We start from the raw sequence: 17,774 nt of genomic DNA on the forward strand, positions 1-17,774 counted from the left end.
TTACGGCACGCCCAGCTCGAAGATCACGTACCCGGCGTACCAGCCCGAGGCGACCGCACCGGTGCCCAGCACCGCGGCCAGCACCGGCCAGCTGAGCTTGCGCATCCCCACCGCGAGCGCGATGAACAGCGGGAACGCCGGCAGCAGGTACCGCGAGACGTTGCCGAAGATGCCCAGGCTCCCGAGCACCGACACGATCGTGGCCAGCGTGTAGGCGGTCAGCACCAGCGGCGGGCGCAGCCGGACCAGCAGCACGATCAGCACCGGCAGGCTGAACACGATCAGGGTGGCCAGCAGGTCCGGCACCGGGAAGGCGAAGGGGTAGTCGCTGCGGCCCAGCAGCACCCCGCGGATCGAGTGCCAGGTGCCCTGGCCCCAGTCGAAGTAGTGCAGCCAGGCGTCGTGCTGCAGCCGGAAGTAGCCGCCCCAATCGCCGGTCCGCCAGCCCACCCAGGCCACGTATCCGAGCAGGCCGACCGGGGCCAGCGCCATCGCCGCCAGCGGGCGCAGCACGCCGCTCTCCCGCCGGTACAGCTCCACCAGCGCGGCCAGGCCGACCGCGCCGATCAGCGCCGCCGAGGTCGGCCGGTTGAGCCCGGCGACCAGGGTGATCGCCCCTGCCGTGACCCACTGCTTGGTCATCGTGAAGTAGCAGGCCCAGGCGGCCAGCGCGACGAACAGGGAGTCCGAGTAGAGCGCCCACTCGGCGCCCGAGCCCGGGGCGATCGCCCAGATCCCGGCTGCGATCACGCCCGCCCGGGGGCCGGACGTCTTCTCCACCACCGCGTAGATCCCGGCGGCGGCGAACAGCGAGGCCACCACCGAGACCAGCATCCCGGCGCCGTACAGGCCGAGCCCGGTGACGTCCGAGGTCAACCGCATCAGGCCCGGGTAGAGCGGGAAGAAGGCGGCCGAGTTCTGCTCGATGGTGAAGCCGGGCTGTCCGCCCGGGACCGGGATCAGCGCCGGGTGGTAGCCGAACTGCGCGACCTGCTGGTACCACCAGCCGTCCCAGCTGGCCAGCACGTCCCAGGTGTTGGCGCCGCCGCCGAACCGGGCCGGCTTCTTGGCGTAGTCGCCGGCGAAGGAGAGCAGCTTCATGAACACGGTGAAGCCGATCAGCTTCAGCACCGCGTAGCACCACACGGCCGGGCCGAACCGGACCACCAGCGCGCGTGCGCGGTCCTGCCAGGTGCTCGGGACGCCCTCCGGCTCCTCGCTGCCCTGTTCGGGCACGTCGGAGGAGACTGCCGGTATTGCGTTCATCAGCGGTGGACCCCAGCCTGCTGGACGTGGACGATCGTCCGCCGAATTCTAGGCGGTTCGCGAACTCCCGCCCGCGTGGCGACGCCGGGTCCGGTACGGACCGAGCGTTCCGGCACGGACCGGCCGACCCGACCGCGTGCGGCCCGAGGCGGCCGGGGATACTCGGAGGATGGCCGATCACACCACGCGCACCGCCTACACCGTCGAGTCGCTGCTCGCGGTGACCGTCGACGTGTTCAACGAGCGCGGCTACGACGGCACCTCGATGGAGGACCTGTCCCGGGCGGCCGGGATCTCCAAGTCCTCCATCTACCACCACGTCCGCGGCAAGGAGGAGCTGCTGCGGCTGGCCGTCGGGCGGGCGCTGGACGGGTTGTTCGCGATCCTGGCCGAGCCGGCCGCGGTCGAGGGCCCTGCGGTGAAGCGGCTGGAGCACGTGGTGCGGCGCACCGCCGAGGTGCTGCTGGAGGAGCTGCCGTACGTGACGCTGCTGCTGCGGGTGCGCGGCAACACGGCCACCGAGCAGTGGGCGCTGGAGCGCCGGCGGGACTTCGACCACCAGGTCGCCGAGCTGCTGCGGGCGGCCGTCGCGGACGGCTCGCTGCGCGCGGACGTGGAGCCCCGGCTGGCCACCCGGCTGCTGTTCGGGATGATCAACTCGATCGTGGAGTGGTATCGGCCGGGGCTGAAGGCCGCCGACGGGGTCGGGGACGCGGTGGTGCACCTGGCCTTCGACGGGCTGCGGGCGCGCACCTGACGGCTCGCGCGCCCTGAGAGCGCCCCGGAGGCGAAGGGCGCCTAATCCGGAGGCACCTGGTCGGTCTCCTCGAACACCAGCATGGTTCGTGTACCGAGCACCTGTGGGATGGACTGGATCCGGTTGAGCACCAGCTCCCGCAGGGCGTGGTTGTCCGCGGTGTGCACCAGCAGCAGGACGTCGAAGTCGCCGCCGACCAGCGCGATGTGGGCGACCCCGGGCAGCGCCAGCAGCTGCTCGCGTACGGTGCGCCAGGAATTCTGGACGATCTTCAGGGTGATGTACGCGGACGCGCCCTGACCGGCCCGTTCGTGGTCGACCCTGGCGGTGAAGCCGCGAATGATGCCGTCCTCGACCATCCTGGAGATCCGGGCGTACGCATTGGCCCGGGACACGTGGACCCGCTCGGCCACCGAGCGGATCGAGGCGCGACCGTCCTGCTGCAGCAGCCGCAGGATCGACCGGTCGACCCGGTCGAGTCTGGACATCTGTTCAGCCGACATGACCCCCCACCCTCACCGATTGGACGCACTGCCACCAGTCGACCGCCGTACAGGCCGAATGTCCACCACCTTGTCACGCTTCTGGTCAAGATGAACAGACGACCGAACAATCGGTAGGGAGCCCCCGCCACCCATGGAGGTGCCCCGAGATGACCGTTCTCGACCACAGACACCACACGGCGGTGCCCGGCTGGCTGCCCGGGGCCACCGCCCCCCGCACCGATCCGGCCCCCCTTCTCCCGGACGTCTCCCCCGTCCGGGTGCTCGGCACCCCCGCGCTGGAGAAGTACGACCCGGCGCTGCTGCGCGAGCTCTACCGCCGCCTGGTGGTCGGCCGCCGCTACAACCAGCAGGCCACCACCCTCACCAAACAGGGCCGACTCGCCGTCTACCCCGCCTCCACCGGCCAGGAGGCCTGCCAGGTCGCCGCCGCGCTGGTGCTCGGCGAACGCGACTGGCTCTTCCCCAGCTACCGCGACACCCTCGCGGTGGTATCCCGGGGTGTCGACCCGCTGGAGGCGCTGACCCTGCTGCGCGGCAACGCCCACACCGGCTACGACCCGCGCGCCAGCCGCACCGCCCCGCTCTGCACCCCGCTCGGCACCCAGGCCCCGCACGCGGTCGGGCTGGCGCACGCCGCCCGGCTGCGCGGCGAGCCGGTGGTCGCGATGGCCATGCTCGGCGACGGCGGCACCAGCGAGGGCGACTTCCACGAGGCGCTGAACTTCGCGGCCGTGCTCCGGGCCCCGGTGGTCTTCCTGGTGCAGAACAACGGCTACGCCATCTCCGTCCCGCTCAGCGCGCAGTCCGCCGCGCCCAGCCTGGCCCACAAGGCCGTCGGCTACGGCATGCCGGGCCGGCTGGTGGACGGCAACGACGCGCCCGCGCTGCACTCCGTGCTCACCGAGGCGGTCGAGCGGGCCCGCAGCGGCGAGGGCCCGACCCTGATCGAGGCGCTGACCTACCGGATCGAGGCCCACACCAACGCCGACGACGCCACCCGCTACCGCACCGAGCCCGAGGTGGACGCCTGGCGGGAGCACGACCCGATCCTGCTGATGGAGCGCGCACTGCGCGAACTCGACGTTCTGGACGACCGGTTGGTGCAGGAGGCGGCGGACGAGGCGGAGGCGCTGGCGGCCCGGATGCGGGCCGAGTTCCACGCCGACCCGGAGCTCGACCCGATGGCGCTGTTCGCCCACGTCTACGCCGAGCCGACCCCGCAACTGCGGGAGCAGGCCGCCCAGTTGTCCGCCGAGCTGGCCGCCGAGGCCGAGGTGCAGCAGTAATGTCCCACCCGTCCCCCACCCCCACCCTTGGCGGAGCCGCTTCGCGGCACACCTCCAGTGTTTCCGCGCGCACGGCCAGCATGGCCCAGGCGCTCAACTCCGCGCTGCGGGACGCCATGCGCGAGGACCCGACGGTGCACGTGCTCGGCGAGGACGTCGGCCGGCTCGGCGGCGTCTTCCGGATCACCGACGGGCTGACCGCAGAGTTCGGCCCCGAGCGCTGCCTGGACACCCCGCTGGCCGAGGCCGGCATCCTCGGCACCGCGATCGGCATGGCGATGTACGGGCTGCGCCCGGTGGTCGAGATGCAGTTCGACGCCTTCGCCTACCCGGCGCTGGAACAGCTGTTCTCGCACGTCGCCAAGATGCGCAACCGCACGGCGGGCAAGCTGCCGCTGCCGATCACCGTGCGCATCCCGTACGGCGGCGGCATCGGCGGCGTCGAGCACCACAGCGACGCCTCCGAGGCGTACTACACCAGCACCCCGGGCCTGCACGTGGTCACCCCGGGGACGGTGGCGGACGCCTACGGGCTGCTGCGCGCCTCGATCGCCTCCGACGACCCGGTGGTCTTCCTGGAGCCCAAGCGGCTCTACTGGGGCAAGGCCGAGTTCGACCCGACCGCACCGGTCGAGCCGATCGGCCGGGCCGTGCTGCGGCGCACCGGCACCTCTGCCGTACTGATCACCTACGGCCCCTCGCTGCCGGTCTGCCTGGAGGCGGCCGAGGCGGCGAAGGCCGAGGGCTGGGACCTCGCGGTGCTGGACCTGCGCACCCTGGTGCCCTTCGACGACGAGACGGTCGCCCGGGTGGTGCGCTCGATCGGCCGGGCCGTGGTGGTGCACGAGGCGAGCGGCTTCGGCGGCACCGGCGCGGAGATCGCCGCACGGGTCACCGAGCGCTGCTTCCACCACCTGGCCGCGCCCGTGCTGCGGGTCACCGGCTTCGACATCCCGTACCCGCCGCCGATGCTGGAGCACCACCACCTCCCCGGGGTGGACCGGATCCTGGACGCGGTCGCCCGGCTGCAGTGGGAGGACTGAGGATGATGCCCGTCGTACGGGAGTTCCGGCTGCCCGACCTCGGTGAGGGACTCACCGGGGCCGAGGTGGTGCGCTGGATGGTCGAGGTCGGCGAGGTGATCGCCGTCGACCAGCCGGTGGTGGAGGTGGAGACGGCCAAAGCCGTGGTGGAGGTGCCCTGCCCGTACGGCGGGGTGGTCACCGCGCGGTACGGCGAGGTCGGCGAGGAGATCGCCGTGGGCGCTCCGCTGGTGACGGTCGCGGGGGCGACGGCGGAGGGGGCTGTTCCCGAGGCTCCGGCCGCTGCTCCCACCGCTGAAGTCGAGCGGCCGCTGGTGGGGTACGGGGTCGTCGAGAGCAAGGGTGGGCGGCGGCGCCGGGTGGGGGTGGCTTCGGCTGTGGCCGCTCCGATCGCTCCTGCTGCCCCGGCTGCTCCCGCTGCTCCCGCTGCTCCGGCCGCTCCGGTCGCTCCGGTCGCTCCGGTCGTGGTGTCGGTGATCTCGCCGCTGGTGCGGCGGCTGGCTCGGGAGCAGGGGGTCGATCTGGCCGCGCTCACCGGGAGCGGTCCGGACGGGCTGATCATGCGCGCGGACGTCGAACGGGCGGTCGCGGCCAAGGTGGCCACTGCGGCGCCTGCCGTGCCCGCTGCCGCGACCGCGGTTCAGGAGGGTGTCGTCCCGCTGCGCGGGCTGCGCAAGGCAGTGGCCGAGAAGCTCAGCCGCAGCCACCGGGAGATCCCCGCCGCGACCTGCTGGGTGGACGCCGACGCCACCGAACTGATGGCACTGAGGCGGCAGTTGAACGCCACGCCGGGGCCGAAGGTGAGCGTGCTGGCGCTGCTGGCCCGGATCTGCACGGTCGCGTTGGCGCGCTTCCCCGAGCTCAACTCCAGCGTGACGGAGGATGGTTCGGGCATCATCCGGCACTCGGCGGTGCACCTGGGCTTCGCCGCGCAGGGTGAACGCGGCCTGGTGGTGCCGGTGGTGCGCGACGCGCACATCCGCAGCACCGAGCAACTCGGCGAGGAGCTTGGCCGGTTGACCGATTCGGCGCGCAAGGGCTCGCTGACCCCGGCCGAACTGACCGGCGGCACCTTCACGTTGAACAACTACGGGGTGTTCGGTGTGGACGGCTCCACCCCGATCCTCAACCACCCCGAGGCGGCGATGCTCGGGGTCGGCCGGATCGTGGCCAAACCCTGGGTGTTCGGGGGGGAGTTGGCGGTCCGCGAGGTGACGCAGCTGTCGTTCACCTTCGACCATCGGGTCTGCGACGGCGGGACGGCGGGCGGTTTCCTGCGCTTCGTCGCGGACTGCGTCGAGCAGCCGGGGATGCTGCTGCGGCAACTGTGAGCGGGCGGCTGTGAGCGGGCCGGTCTGAGCAGGGCGCGGTCGCCCTGGGTGTGCTGCTCGGCACTCAGGGCGACCGCCGGTCGAGCGAGAGTAGCGCGTTCCGGGGCCGGGTGTCCGGGCTTCGCGCGATTTTTCGGATGAGCAGTTCGGGCGTGCCACGCTGCCTAGGCGTCAGCAGAGACAAGCCAGGTGGTGGCGCAGGCCGGCCGGAGGCGAAACGATTCTCTTGGGTACTCGAAACGTAGCGGTGAAGTCCCGCAGAACACTCCTGATCCGCTCCGGGCACGGCTCGGCGGGGGCCGCCTCCGTTCCGGGCCTGCCCGAGCTGTCGCCCGAACCGGTGGCGGCGGAGGCCCCGGTCGAGGCGCGGTCCGTCCGGCCGCCGATGCCGCTGGACCCGCCGGACCTCCCGACGCTGGTGGCGGCGGACGCGCCGACGGCCGTCCTGCCGCCGGTGCTGGAGGACGCCTCCCGGCCGAGCCCCGCGCCCGTCGTCAGCCCCGCGCCCGTCCCCCTGGTGATCCCCGATCCGCCGGCCCAGCCTCCGGCCATCCCCGCACCGAGCTACCCCGAGCCGCCCTCGACCACCGGCACGGCCCCCGCCTTCCAGCCCCTGTTCGCCGACGCTCCCAGCCTCAACTGGGCAGGGGTCGAGGACAGTTGGAGTGGCACCTGGGCCACTCGGTCGCCCGCCCGACACCTCCCGGCCGAACTGCCCGCCGCCGTGCAGACCAGCACAGTGCAGGCCAGTGCCGTGCAGACCAGTGCCGTGCAGGGCAGCGCCGTGCAGACCAGTGTCGTGCAGGGCGACACCGCCCAGGGCGGCGTCGCCGCCGAACTCCCGGAACTCCCGCTGACCGCACGGGACATCGAGCTGATCCGGACCAGCCTCGCCCTGGTCGAGCCGGTCGCCGACCGGGCCACCGCACACTTCTACGCGCTGCTCTTCCTGCACCACCCCGAGGTCCGCTCGCTCTTCCCGGCCGCCATGGACGTCCAGCGGGACCGGCTGTTCCGCGCCCTGCTGTCCGCCGCCCGCGGCGCCGAGGACCCGGTGGCGCTGCGCGCCCGGCTGAGCGCGCTCGGCTGCGGCCACCGCCGCTACGGCACCCTGACCGGCCACTACGCCCCGGTGGGGGAGTGCCTGGTGCAGGCGCTGGCCAAGTACGCGGGCAGCCGCTGGGACGCCGACACCGAGCTGGCCTGGCGCCGGGCCTACCGGCTGATCTCCACCATCATGATCGAGGCCGCCGAGCAGGCCGCCCGCACCTCGCCGCCCTGGTGGCAGGGTGAGGTGGTCCGGCACGAGCGCCGCACCCGGGACGTCGCGGTGATCACCGTCCGTCCCGACCAGGCCTACCCGTTCCGGGCCGGCCAGTACTGCAGCCTGGAGACGCCCTGGTGGCCGCGGGTCTGGCGGCACTACTCCTTCGCCGCCGCGCCCCGCCCGGACGGGCTGCTGACCTTCCACGTCAAGGCCGTTCAGGCGGGCTGGGTGAGCAGCGCGCTGGTGCACCGGGCCGCCCCCGGGGACGTGCTGCGGTTGGGCCCGGCGTCCGGGGCGATGACCGTCGACCACGCCGCCGGCACCGACCTGCTCTGCCTCGGCGGCGGCACCGGTATCGCGCCGATCCGCGCCCTGGTCGAGGAGGCGGCCGAGTACGGCCTGCCCGGTCGCAGCGTCGAGGTGTTCTACGGCGCCCGCGGCGCCGCCGAGTTGTACGAGCTGGACGGGCTGCGTGAGCTGGCCGCGCGCCACCCCTGGCTGACCGTATGGCCGGTGCTGTCCGACACCGGCCCGGCCGAGGGCATGCTGACCGGTGAACTGCCGGAGGTGGTGGGACGGTTCGGCTCCTGGGCCGGCCGGGACGCGGTGCTCAGCGGCCCGCCGGCGATGGTCCGCCGCGGCGTCGAGGCGCTGCTGCGCGCGGGCGTGCCGGCCGACCGGATCCGGCATGACCTGGTGGGCGACCTGGCGGCGGGCTGAAGGTCAGCCGAGGTCGGGAGCGAGGAGCGCGCGGATGCCCTCGATGTTGGCCGCCAGGTACGCCCGCAGCTTGGGCGGGACGACGTTCACCGAGGTCACGCCCTCGCGGGTGAACGGCAGTCGGACCACCTCGTACTCGCCGTTCGGGTCCGACACCTCGGGCCCGTGCCGTCGGCTGAGGTCCATCGAGGCCAGCCGGCAGGCGAAGAAGTGCTGCACCTTGACCCCGTGCGGGTGCAGCAGGGTGCCGTCGTCGTGGTGTGTGTGGCTGATGGTGTCGACGAAGGCGGGCACCACGTCCACGATCTTGCCGCCGAGTTCCTCGTCCACCTCGCGGTGCAGCGCCTCGACCACCGTGCGGTCCTCGCGCTCGACCCCGCCGCCGGGGGTGATCCAGTACGGATGCGGCGCCCCGGGCCGGACCCGCCGGATCAGCACGATCGAGGCCGGGCCGTACGGATCGTCCGGGTCCAGCTCCAGCAGGATCGCCCGGGCCGTGCGCTTGACGACCGGGCGCGGTGGCGGGGTTCGGTTGTCGGGGCCCATGGCGACCTCCGGGGCTGGAGCGTTGTGCGGGAGTCTCCCGCACCGGGAGGGGGTCGAAACGCCGACCCGGTCGGGTGCGTCCGTTTGGGATTCCGCTGTGCTCCAATGGTCAGCCATCGGGCGAACCGGAGCTTTCCCCCCACATGTCCATTCCGGGTGTGAACCGGACACGGACCTGTGCGAGGGACTCGGGCTCGGGGGCCGGGTGCGCCATGGATCACGTGGATTGCTTGCATAAAACCGTCGAAAGCAGGTACTGGCGCCATGCAGCACAGCACAGTCCAGGGGCACCTGGTGATGAACCTCGTGGTCTCGCCCGAGCTGTCCTTCAGCATCGTGGCGGACCTGGCGTACGAGCCCGGTGATCCGTACGCGGTCCGGTTCACCTTCCATCCGCCCGGCGACGCACCGGTCACCTGGGTCTTCGCACGCGAGCTGCTGCTCGACGGCCTCGGCGAACCGTCCGGCGAGGGCGACGTGCACATCCACCCGGTCGGCGGGGAACCCGCCGAGGTCCGCATCGTGCTGCACTCCCCCGGCGGGGACGCCGTGCTGCACGCCTCGGCGGCGCCGCTGATCGCTTTCCTGGCGCGCACCGACCGGCTGGTGCCGATGGGGCAGGAGATCATCGGGCGGGAGCTGGACGCCCGGCTCGCGGACATCCTCAGAGGGTGTGAGAACGCGGGGTGAGCGGCCCACGGGCGGCCGCCCGAGGACCGGAGGAACCGGAAGAAGGGCAGACGAAGAGGCCCGTACCGGGTGCAGCACCCGGGCACGGGCCCCTTTCGCGTCCGCGCACGGCGCCGCTCAGTCGTCGTCCAGGGCCAGGTGCAGGCCCCACGAGACCAGGCTGATGATCAGCGAACCGACCAGCGCGGAGCCGAAGTTGACCACGTGGAAGTCCAACGACAGCCTGGTGGACGCCCAGGAGGTCAGCATCAGCATCAGGGCGTTGATCACGAAGGTGATCAGGCCGAGCGTGAGGATGAACAGCGGGAGCGAGAACAGCTTCACCACCGGCTTGATCAGCCAGTTGATGACACCGAAGACCACGGCGACGGCGAGCACCGTCAGGGCCTTGTGCTGCCAGTCGGCCTTGCCCTCGCCGAGCTGGATGCCGCTGACGATCCAGGCGGCGACCCAGATGGCCGCCGCGTTGATCAGTGTTTTGATGACGAAACCCTTCATGCCGCCCAAGCCTGGCAGGCGCCCAGCCCGGGGGGAAGGTCCTGCCCGAGGAGTTGGTGTTGAATGCAGCTGGTCCACGCGGTGGACGGACGAGGGAGGACGTCAGCGGTGAAGCTGTTCCGGCTGGACGAACTGGACGCCGAGCGGGCGGCCAACGACGGCGCGTACCTGCGGTTCCTGCGCGAACCGCGGATGTCCGCCGGGCTGTACGCGCTCTCCCCCGGCGACACCGACCCGCAGACCGCGCACGACCAGGACGAGATCTACCAGGTGATCAGCGGCCGCGCCGAGTTGACCGTCGGCGCCGAGACCGCGACCGTCGCGCGCGGCACCGTGGTGTACGTCCCGGCCGGCACCCCGCACGCGTTCCACCACATCACCGAGGAGCTGCGGGTGCTGGTGGTGTTCTCCCCGCCGGAGGACTGACGCCGGGCGGCTAGGGTCGTTCGTATGACCCGTAGTCTCACCGACGAGCTCTGGGCGTCGATCGAGCCGATCTACGCCGAGATCCTCGCCCACCCCTTCATCGGCGGCCTCACCGACGGCACCCTGCCGCGCGAGGCCTTCCGCCACTTCGTCGTCCAGGACTCGCACTACCTGCGCGACTACGCCCGCGCTCTCGCCGTCTGCGCCGCCAAGGCACCCGGCGAGGAGGACGTCCGGGCCTTCGCCGACGACGCGGTCGGCGCGCTGGCCGCCGAGCAGGGCATGCACGCCGAGTTCCTCACCGCCTTCGGCGGCACCGCCGAGGAGGCCGCCGCCGAACCGGTGCTGCCCACCACCCGGGCCTACACCAGCTACCTGCTGGCCACCGTCTACGGCGGGTCCTTCGCCGAGGCGCTCGGCGCGGTGCTGCCCTGCTACTGGATCTACGCCCGGGTCGGCGAGGCGCTGCTCGCCCAGGGCTCTCCCGACCCGCTGTACGCCAAGTGGATCGCCACCTACGGCGACGAGGCCTTCCAGTCCGTGGTGCGCCGGGTGCTGGCGCTCACCGACCGGCTCGGCGAGGAGCTCTCCACGGCCGAACGCCGCAAGGTGGTCGAGCACTTCAGGACCACCTCGCGCTACGAGTGGATGTTCTGGGACGCCGCCTGGCGCGGGGAGCGCTGGCCGGTCTGACCCCCGTCCGGGGGGTGTCCGACCCCGACCTCTCGGGGGTTGTCCCGGGGGTCGGGGTCGGGGTGATCTCGGGGTTCTCTCCGGGCCGTTGGGCCTCGTTCCGGCGCTGCGGCCACCGTACGATCGAAGCATCGAAAGCAAGCGGGATGCGGCACCGGACGGCAGCCGGCCCGAGGGGAGAAGAGGAACCGACATGGCTGAGCTCTGGAAGTCGCTGCCCTCCTGGGTGCGCAACATCGTCATCCCGGTGCTGGTCCTGGTGCTGGCCTGGAACATCATCGCCTTCGTCTTCGGTGTGGTCGGCGCCCTGCTGAGCATCCTGATCAAGCTGCTGGTCGTGGTGGGCATCGCGGCGGCCGTGGTGATCCTGGTGAAGAAGGCCGCGAAGCACTGAACCCGCTCCGCCGCCCCGTCCGGGGAGCACGGCGGAGCACCTCCGGAGGCCCGGCACCCCGTCCGCGGGGGCCGGGCCTCGGCCTTTTCGGCCGCCGGCCGGGCCGCGCCGGCCGCGGTGCCGGATTTCCCTCCGAAGGCCGTCTGGACCTGCGGCGATCGGCTCGCTACCGTGTTGGGCGTCATGTGCAGGCAACACCGCCTGCGACGCGGGAGCTCGGAGCACCGGGCTGAGAGGGCGCTGACCGGGACGTCGACGGACGGACCGACGGCTGCGTCGACCGCAGGAACCTGACCGGGTAATGCCGGCGTAGGGAGTAGAGGTCAGATGACCACGTTCGAAGCACAGCCGCAGTCTGCCCAGGGCGCCCCCAGCAGCGAGCGCACCGGCTACCCCACCCCGGCCTGGCGCAAGGCCTACCGGGACGGGTCCCGCCCGGACCTGCGGGTGCCGTACCGCGAGGTGCAGCTCACCAACGGCAGGACCGTGCCGCTGTACGACACCTCCGGCCCGTACACCGACCCGTCGTACGAGCCCGACGTGCGGCGCGGTCTGCCCGCCCTGCGCGACCCCTGGATCCGCCAGCGCGGCGACGTCGAGGAGTACGACGGCCGCGAGGCGCGCCCCGAGGACGACGGGATCAAGCACACCTCGCCGCGCGGCGGCAACCTGCGCAACCTGGACGCGGTCTTCCCCGGCCGCCCGCGCCGCCCGCTGCGCGGTCGCGGTGGCGTTGCCGTCACCCAACTTGCCTACGCCAAGCGGGGCGTGGTGACGCCGGAGATGGAGTTCGTGGCGCTGCGCGAGGGCCTGGAGCCCGAGTTCGTGCGCGACGAGGTGGCCCGCGGCCGTGCCGTCATCCCGGTCAACGTGAACCACCCCGAGGTGGAGCCGGCCATCATCGGCACCAACTTCCTGGTGAAGATCAACGCCAACATCGGCAACTCCGCCGTCACCTCCTCGATCGAGGAGGAGGTGGAGAAGATGACCTGGGCCACCCGCTGGGGCGCCGACACCGTCATGGACCTCTCCACCGGCCGCAACATCCACACCACCCGCGAGTGGATCCTGCGCAACTCCCCCGTGCCGATCGGCACCGTGCCGCTCTACCAGGCCCTGGAGAAGGTCGACGGCAGGGCCGAGGACCTGAGCTGGGAGGTCTACCGGGACACCATCATCGAGCAGTGCGAGCAGGGCGTCGACTACATGACCGTCCACGCCGGCGTGCTGCTGCGGTACGTCCCGCTCACCGCGCGCCGCAAGACCGGCATCGTCTCGCGCGGCGGCTCGATCATGGCCGCGTGGTGCCTGGCGCACCACAAGGAGAACTTCCTCTACACCAACTTCGAGGAACTCTGCGACATCCTGGCCTCCTACGACGTCACCTTCTCGCTCGGTGACGGCCTGCGCCCCGGCTCGATCGCGGACGCCAACGACGAGGCGCAGTTCGCCGAGCTGCAGACCCTCGGCGAGCTGGGCCGGATCGCCCGCGAGCGCGACGTCCAGGTGATGATCGAGGGCCCGGGTCACGTCCCGATGAACAAGATCAAGGAGAACATGGATCTCCAGAAGGAAATCTGCGACGAGGCGCCGTTCTACACCCTCGGCCCCCTCACCACCGACGTCGCCCCCGGCTACGACCACATCACCTCGGGCATCGGCGCCGCGATGATCGCCTGGTGGGGCACCGCGATGCTCTGCTACGTCACGCCCAAGGAGCACCTGGGCCTGCCCAACCGGGACGACGTCAAGACCGGCGTGATCACTTACAAGATCGCCGCCCACGCCGCCGACCTCGCCAAGGGCCACCCCGGCGCCCAGGCCTGGGACGACGCCCTCTCCGACGCCCGCTTCGAGTTCCGCTGGGAGGACCAGTTCAACCTGGCCCTCGACCCGGAGACCGCTCGCGACTTCCACGACGAGACCCTCCCCGCCGAACCCGCCAAGACGGCCCACTTCTGTTCGATGTGCGGCCCGAAGTTCTGCTCGATGAAGATCTCCCAGAAGATCCGCGACGAGCACGGCGACGGTTCGACGGCGGTCTCCAGCGAGTTCGACGCCGACGCCGAGGCCGGCATGCAGGCCATGTCCGAGGAGTTCAAGGCCCAGGGCAGCCGGGTCTACCTGCCGCTGGCGGACTGACATCCGAGGGTGCCGTTCCGGGTCGGTCCACGTGCCCGGAGCGGCACCCTCGTGCGGTGGAACCGTTGCGACGATGCCCGGTGCCCCGCCCCTCGGCGGCGCGTGCGCACCGGCCCCGGGAAACTCGTCGAAGAAACCTCCGCGAACAGCGATGAGTTCTTCACGCGGTCCCGGTCTACCTCTGTGAAAGCGACAACGCGACCACGGAGGAGACACCGAGATGACCGAGAACCTGGGCGAGCTGACCATCACCCGTGAGCTGCCGGGCACCCCGGCCGCGGCGTTCCAGGCCTACATCGACCCCGAGCAGTTCGTCCGCTTCTGGGGCCCGGTCGGCACCCATGTTCCGCTGGAGACCGTGACCATCGAGCCGGAGGTCGGCGGGCGCTACGACAGCACCATGGTCATCGATGCCACCGGCGACCGATACCCCCTGAAGGCCGAGATCACCGACATCCGGCCCGGCGAGTTCTTCGCGATGGCGGTGGAGGGCACGGGCATGCGCTCCACCCTCACCTTCACCGACCTCGGCGACAGCCGTACGAGGGTGGTGCTGCACCAGACCGACGTGCCGGCGATGTTCCGCGGCCCGGAGGCCGAAGCGGGCCTCAACTCCAGCTTCGACCGCCTGGTCGAGCACCTCGCGGCCCGGCACTGACCCTCGACGCCGCACCGGAGACCCCGGCCGCGTCCAAGGCCCGGGGCGGCCGGGTCCACCTGCCGCCGGCGGGCCGACCCCGCCGCTCTGTCGGGTGCCGTCCCGGTCCTCCCCCGTGAGTCCGGGACAGCACCCTTGTCGGTGGGCGGCTGTCGGTGGGCGGCTTTTCAGTCGGTGGCGTCCTGGGGGTACCAGCGGAGTTCGACGGTGTTGCCGTCCGGGTCCTGGACGTAGAGGGAGGTGGCGGTGCCGCGGGCGCCGTAGCGGGGGCCGGGGCCGTCGAGGACGGTGAAGACGCCCGAGTCGACGACCTCCTGCCAGTCGAGGGGCTCCACGGTGAGGCAGATGTGGTCGACGTTGGACTCGTGCCGGGGGCGGTGGAACAGGTCGATGATCGTCTCGGGGCTGACCCGGACGGACGGGAACGAGACCTTGCCCGCCCGCCACTCGTCGACCCGCACCGGCTCCAGGCCGAGGAGGCCGGAGTAGAAGGCGAGGGACCGCTCGATGTCGGCGACGTTGAGGACCAGGTGGTCGAGGGCGACGACGCGCATGGTGATCGGCTCCGGTGTGCTGGGTTCGCTGTGGACGGGTTCAACGATCCTCCGGGCGGGCGTGATCATCAATGCCGGATCCCCGTACGATCGTTGAGCCGGATTAAACGATTTCGGGTTCAACGACGGGGCGGGTGGCGGCATGCTGGAACGGTTGGAGATCGAGGTCTTCCTCGCGCTGACCGAGGAACTGCACTTCGGACGGACCGCCGAGCGGCTGCGCCTCACCACCGGGCGGGTCAGCCAGGTGGTCAAGACGCTGGAGCGCCGGATCGGCGGGCAGCTGTTCGAGCGCACCAGCCGGTCCGTCCGACTCACCGCGGTCGGGCGGCAGTTGGCCGAGGACCTCGCCCCGGTGGTGGCCGCGTTGGAGGAGGCGCTGCGCCGGGCCGTGGACGCCAGCCGGGGGGTGACCGGCGAGCTGCGGGTCGCGTTCCTCGGGGAGTGGACGGCGCCGGTGCTGCTCAAGGCGGTCGCGCTGTTCGGTGAGCGGCACCCCGAATGCCGGGTGGACGTACGGGAGGTCCAGCTCTCCAACTCCCGATCCAGCCTGGAGGACGGTTCGATCGACGTCCTGGTCGCCTCCTACCCCTTCGACGGCATGGTCCTCGGCCCGGTCCTGCTCACCGAGCGGCGCGCCCTGGCGGTCCCGGTCGGGCACCCGCTGGCCGCCGAGGCCTCGGTGTCGCTCGAAGTGCTCGCAGACCACCCGGTGGTGCAGTACCCGGCCGTGACCTCGATCGGGTTCAAGCGCGACCGCACCCCTGACCGAACCCCGTCCGGCCGTCCCGTCCCCGAGGGGCCGTCCGGCGGGACCTTCTCCGAGATGCTCAGCCTGGTCGCCATGGGCCGGGGCGTCCTCCCGGTCGGCGAGCACTGCCGCCAGTACTACCCGCGCCCCGACCTCGCCTACGTCCCGATCCAGGACGCCCCGCCGATCGAACGCGGCCTGGTCTGGCGGCCGGGCAACACCACCGCGCGCGTCCGCGAGTTCGTCCGGGCCGCGGCCGAGGTGGCGGCCGCCGGTGCTGCCTCCGGTGCCGGCGCCGTTCGGTAGCTTGCCGGCAGGCCGAGCGCGGACCCGAAGGTGCTCAACCGGCCCTGCGGCGGCGGTAGTAGTGCACCGTGAGGACGGCGAGCACCGGGCCCCAGGCGGCGAGGGGGAGGTAGCTGACCCAGAATGCGGCGGTCTGCCAGCCGTGGGTGACGAGGCCGAATCCACGGTCGCCTCGGATGGTGAGGCCGCAGGCGAACATCGCCATCGCGTACGGGAAGACCATCAGGACGGTCGCGCCGAGGCCGGCCGGGATGACGGCGGCGAGGACCGGGATACGGCGGCCGCGTAGGGCGGGGATCCAGCGCGGCCACACCTCGCCCCAGCGGGAGACCAGGCCGGTGCAGAGCAGGGCCAGGGCCTCGCTGAGCACGCTGAGCGTGAGGATGTAGGCCCAGCCGTCCAAGGAGGCCGGGTCCCGGTCCGGTGGGATCGGGCCGTGTTCGAGCAGCGGCAGGTCGAGGATGAAGCCGCCGATCCGCCAGAGGCAGGACGGGAGCACCAGGAGGGAGATCGCGTAGGCGGCGCGGACCGCCCAGCGCGGTACGCCCTCGGCGGGTGCCCCGTGCAGTCGTAGGTTCATGGTTCTGCCTCCCGGCCGGGGCGGACGCCGGTCGTCCGCCGTTGGTCCGAGGATCGCGGGAGGGCGGGGTGCGGGGCGTCCGCAGCCGGGGTGAACCGGGTCCCCCTGGCGGGGGATGGGCGGGGAGGCGGAACCGGACGGACTGCCGTCGGCCGCGCCGGCGCCGGTCGTCCTCGGTGCCGCGCCGTTCGACGACGGCCGGCGGGCACTGGCGGCACGGCTGTTGGACGGTGGGGCGGTGCGGGCGCCGACGGTGCGGGCCGCGTCGTGCGGTCCGGGCGGGCTCAGCCCACGTCGTCCGGTCCGGTGAAGGACGGCGGGCTGTAGCCGGGCCCGGTGAAGTCGGGCGGGGTGAAGGCGGCGGGCCGGGGGGTGCGTCCCTCGGGGCCGGTGGGGCCGTCCGGTCCGGGGCTGGTGAAGGCGGGCGGGGTGTAGCCGGGGCTGGTGAAGTCGGGGCTGCTGAAGCCGGGGGCGGGGCGGCCGGGGACGGCGGGCAGGTGGGTGTGCAGGTAGGGCAGCAGCCCGCGCTCGCGCAGGGCGGTGCGCCATTCGCCGCGGGCGGCGGCGAGTTCGGCGGCCAGCTCCCGGTCGGTGCCGGGCGGGACGGCGGCGGCGCCGTCGCGTATGGCGGTGAGGAGCAGCCCGATGGTGCCGACGGCCATCGCGGCGACCCCGGCGGCGAGCGCCACCCAGCCGGCGGTGACCAGGGAGCGGGCGAGGGTGAGCCTGGAGTCGGCGGCGCGCAGCAGGTAGCCGATCAGCAGCAGGACCAGCGCGGCGGTCCAGGCGAGGATCGGGGTGAGCACGGTGAGGACGGGGAACAGCCCGGCGCCGCCGTTGGCGGAGCGCAGCTGGCTGAGCAGGCCGGGGGCGTAGGGCTCGGTGCCGGGCGGCGGCGGGGGCGTGCTGCGCAGGCTCTCGCGCAGTGCGGTGTAGTGGGCGTACTCGGTGGCGGCCGCGGCGTTGATGCCGTCGGCGTCGCGCAGCGCGCGGATGCGCAGCTGGTCGGCGGTGAGCGCGCCGGGGGCGCGCAGGGCGGTGAGAACGGTGCGGTCGCGCAGGGCTTCGTCGAGGAGGCGCTCGTACTCCGGGCGGTCATCGGCGAGCAGCGGCGGGGGGTTGGACATGGGGACCCCGTTCATGCGGACCCCGATCGGCATCGAGGAAGGACGCGCATCGAGGACGCGGGGACCCTCAGGACGCCGAAACGGGCGCGGAGGCTGGCCGCCGGACGGGCGGCCGGGTGTGGTGTGCCTCATGGTAGGGGCGGGTGCGGCTGTGCTGACAGTCGGTTTCCGGAATTTCGCGCCCCGGGCCGCGCGCGTTCGGCGGCCCGGGCGCCGGGAACAACTGTTCGACG

19 protein-coding genes and 1 riboswitch are annotated in these 17,774 nt (G+C 72.4%); of the genes, 12 read left to right on the forward strand and 7 right to left on the reverse strand.

What is annotated here, in order from left to right; genetic code table 11:
• Nucleotides 1-1,266: a hypothetical protein gene (locus ABZW30_RS01425; RefSeq protein WP_355668956.1), complete on the reverse strand. Its 1,266-nt coding sequence runs from the start codon at nucleotides 1,264-1,266 to the stop codon at nucleotides 1-3.
• 169 nt (nucleotides 1,267-1,435) lie between these two features.
• Here ABZW30_RS01425 and ABZW30_RS01430 point away from each other — a divergent pair, with 169 nt between their 5' ends.
• Complete coding sequence (locus ABZW30_RS01430) at nucleotides 1,436-2,023, forward strand: TetR/AcrR family transcriptional regulator (RefSeq protein WP_355668957.1); 588 nt, start codon at nucleotides 1,436-1,438, stop codon at nucleotides 2,021-2,023.
• Nucleotides 2,024-2,064: 41 nt separating this feature from the next.
• Here ABZW30_RS01430 and ABZW30_RS01435 read toward each other — a convergent pair whose 3' ends face one another.
• Nucleotides 2,065-2,511 (reverse strand): Lrp/AsnC family transcriptional regulator, encoded by a 447-nt coding sequence (locus tag ABZW30_RS01435; protein ID WP_355668958.1) that lies wholly within the window; start codon nucleotides 2,509-2,511, stop codon nucleotides 2,065-2,067.
• Nucleotides 2,512-2,675: 164 nt separating this feature from the next.
• On the opposite strand from ABZW30_RS01435, the gene pdhA reads away from it, so the two are divergent.
• From pdhA to ABZW30_RS01455, 4 genes are all read left to right on the forward strand, one after another.
• On the forward strand, nucleotides 2,676-3,815 hold the full coding sequence (gene pdhA, locus ABZW30_RS01440; RefSeq protein WP_355668959.1) for a pyruvate dehydrogenase (acetyl-transferring) E1 component subunit alpha: 1,140 nt from the start codon (nucleotides 2,676-2,678) through the stop codon (nucleotides 3,813-3,815).
• 80 nt (nucleotides 3,816-3,895) lie between these two features.
• Nucleotides 3,896-4,858 (forward strand): alpha-ketoacid dehydrogenase subunit beta, encoded by a 963-nt coding sequence (locus tag ABZW30_RS01445; RefSeq protein WP_355669044.1) that lies wholly within the window; start codon nucleotides 3,896-3,898, stop codon nucleotides 4,856-4,858.
• A 5-nt stretch (nucleotides 4,859-4,863) separates the two neighbouring features.
• Entirely contained in the window at nucleotides 4,864-6,189 is a 1,326-nt protein-coding gene (locus ABZW30_RS01450) for a dihydrolipoamide acetyltransferase family protein (RefSeq protein ID WP_355669045.1), read from the forward strand.
• Nucleotides 6,190-6,436: 247 nt separating this feature from the next.
• Nucleotides 6,437-8,176, forward strand: coding sequence for a globin domain-containing protein (locus ABZW30_RS01455; RefSeq protein WP_355668960.1), 1,740 nt, complete (start codon nucleotides 6,437-6,439; stop codon nucleotides 8,174-8,176).
• Between the two features lie 3 nt (nucleotides 8,177-8,179).
• On the opposite strand, the gene ABZW30_RS01460 is transcribed toward ABZW30_RS01455, so the two are convergent.
• Complete coding sequence (locus ABZW30_RS01460) at nucleotides 8,180-8,722, reverse strand: NUDIX domain-containing protein (protein WP_355668961.1); 543 nt, start codon at nucleotides 8,720-8,722, stop codon at nucleotides 8,180-8,182.
• Nucleotides 8,723-8,986: 264 nt separating this feature from the next.
• On the opposite strand from ABZW30_RS01460, the gene ABZW30_RS01465 reads away from it, so the two are divergent.
• Entirely contained in the window at nucleotides 8,987-9,412 is a 426-nt protein-coding gene (locus ABZW30_RS01465; protein WP_355668962.1) for an SsgA family sporulation/cell division regulator, read from the forward strand.
• A 117-nt stretch (nucleotides 9,413-9,529) separates the two neighbouring features.
• Here the strand turns inward: ABZW30_RS01465 and ABZW30_RS01470 are convergent, their stop codons facing one another.
• Complete coding sequence (locus ABZW30_RS01470; protein ID WP_355668963.1) at nucleotides 9,530-9,910, reverse strand: phage holin family protein; 381 nt, start codon at nucleotides 9,908-9,910, stop codon at nucleotides 9,530-9,532.
• 108 nt (nucleotides 9,911-10,018) lie between these two features.
• Here ABZW30_RS01470 and ABZW30_RS01475 point away from each other — a divergent pair, with 108 nt between their 5' ends.
• The 5 genes from ABZW30_RS01475 to ABZW30_RS01495 all read left to right on the forward strand — a co-directional run bounded on the left by ABZW30_RS01475 (nucleotide 10,019) and on the right by ABZW30_RS01495 (nucleotide 14,223).
• Nucleotides 10,019-10,336: a cupin domain-containing protein gene (locus ABZW30_RS01475; RefSeq protein ID WP_355669046.1), complete on the forward strand. Its 318-nt coding sequence runs from the start codon at nucleotides 10,019-10,021 to the stop codon at nucleotides 10,334-10,336.
• A 24-nt stretch (nucleotides 10,337-10,360) separates the two neighbouring features.
• On the forward strand, nucleotides 10,361-11,029 hold the full coding sequence (tenA, locus tag ABZW30_RS01480) for a thiaminase II (RefSeq protein WP_355668964.1): 669 nt from the start codon (nucleotides 10,361-10,363) through the stop codon (nucleotides 11,027-11,029).
• A gap of 193 nt (nucleotides 11,030-11,222) precedes the next feature.
• A complete protein-coding gene (locus ABZW30_RS01485; protein WP_355668965.1) occupies nucleotides 11,223-11,423 on the forward strand; it encodes a DUF5326 family protein in 201 nt (66 codons plus the stop codon).
• Between the two features lie 198 nt (nucleotides 11,424-11,621).
• Nucleotides 11,622-11,756, forward strand: a riboswitch (TPP riboswitch).
• Nucleotides 11,751-13,565: a phosphomethylpyrimidine synthase ThiC gene (gene thiC, locus ABZW30_RS01490; protein WP_355668966.1), complete on the forward strand. Its 1,815-nt coding sequence runs from the start codon at nucleotides 11,751-11,753 to the stop codon at nucleotides 13,563-13,565. It overlaps the preceding riboswitch by 6 nt.
• A gap of 220 nt (nucleotides 13,566-13,785) precedes the next feature.
• On the forward strand, nucleotides 13,786-14,223 hold the full coding sequence (locus ABZW30_RS01495) for an SRPBCC domain-containing protein (RefSeq protein ID WP_355668967.1): 438 nt from the start codon (nucleotides 13,786-13,788) through the stop codon (nucleotides 14,221-14,223).
• Nucleotides 14,224-14,390: 167 nt separating this feature from the next.
• Here ABZW30_RS01495 and ABZW30_RS01500 read toward each other — a convergent pair whose 3' ends face one another.
• Nucleotides 14,391-14,777 (reverse strand): VOC family protein, encoded by a 387-nt coding sequence (locus tag ABZW30_RS01500; protein WP_355669047.1) that lies wholly within the window; start codon nucleotides 14,775-14,777, stop codon nucleotides 14,391-14,393.
• Nucleotides 14,778-14,919: 142 nt separating this feature from the next.
• Between ABZW30_RS01500 and ABZW30_RS01505 the strand changes: the two genes are divergently transcribed.
• Nucleotides 14,920-15,834, forward strand: a complete 915-nt coding sequence (locus tag ABZW30_RS01505; RefSeq protein WP_355668968.1) for a LysR family transcriptional regulator — start codon at nucleotides 14,920-14,922, stop codon at nucleotides 15,832-15,834.
• 34 nt (nucleotides 15,835-15,868) lie between these two features.
• On the opposite strand, the gene ABZW30_RS01510 is transcribed toward ABZW30_RS01505, so the two are convergent.
• Entirely contained in the window at nucleotides 15,869-16,414 is a 546-nt protein-coding gene (locus ABZW30_RS01510) for a hypothetical protein (RefSeq protein ID WP_355668969.1), read from the reverse strand.
• A 284-nt stretch (nucleotides 16,415-16,698) separates the two neighbouring features.
• Nucleotides 16,699-17,541 carry a hypothetical protein gene (locus ABZW30_RS01515; protein ID WP_355668970.1) on the reverse strand — a complete coding sequence of 281 codons (843 nt, stop codon included), beginning with the start codon at nucleotides 17,539-17,541 and terminating at the stop codon, nucleotides 16,699-16,701.
• Nucleotides 17,542-17,774 lie beyond the last annotated feature (233 nt).

Origin of the sequence: Kitasatospora sp. NPDC004669, assembly GCF_040609455.1 — a bacterium.
In the GTDB taxonomy this organism is placed as follows: Bacteria; Actinomycetota; Actinomycetes; order Streptomycetales; family Streptomycetaceae; genus Kitasatospora.